We start from the raw sequence: 593 nt of genomic DNA, 5'->3' as shown, positions 1-593 counted from the left end.
AAACGGGGCGGACGCAAGCGTGCTGTGGGCACCAGAGCGCCGAGGGCGATCCTACAGGGGCCGAACCAGAGGTGGTCGCTCGACTTCATGTCGGATGCGCTGGAAGACGGACGCAGGTTCCGGGTGTTGAACGTTATTGACGACTTCAGCCGGGAATGCCTGGCAGCCGTCGTGGACACATCCATCGGCGGGGCGCGTGTCGCCCGCGAACTGGACCGGATCGCCGCGTTGCGCGGCTATCCCTGCATGGTGGTCTCGGACAACGGCACCGAACTGACCAGCAATGCGAGGCTGAAATGGCAGAAGGACCGGCAAGTCGAATGGCATTACATCGCACCGGGAAAACCGATGCAGAACGGCTTCGTGGAAAGCTTCAACGGCCGACTGAGAGACGCGTGCCTGAATGAGCACCTATTTGCGAACCTGCGCCATGCCCACGACCTAATTGAGGCATGGCGCGACGACTATAATCACCACCGCCCACATACGAGCCTCGACGGGCTCACCCCGTGGGAGTATCACCAACGGTCAAAAGAGGACCAAAACCTGAACAGAGCTTACTGAAAACCGCGGACTCTAAGGGGAGCAGGTCA

1 protein-coding gene is annotated in these 593 nt (G+C 60.5%); it reads left to right on the top strand.

Going from position 1 to position 593, the window contains the following annotated elements:
• On the top strand, window positions 1-564 hold a 564-nt coding region (locus tag SHM7688_RS17580; protein ID WP_058241269.1), incomplete at its 5' end, for an IS3 family transposase.
• Window positions 565-593: the final 29 nt, after the last annotated feature.

This window comes from Shimia marina (genome assembly GCF_001458175.1).
In the GTDB taxonomy this organism is placed as follows: Bacteria; Pseudomonadota; Alphaproteobacteria; order Rhodobacterales; family Rhodobacteraceae; genus Shimia; species Shimia marina.
This window is presented reverse-complemented; position numbering and strand designations above follow the sequence as displayed.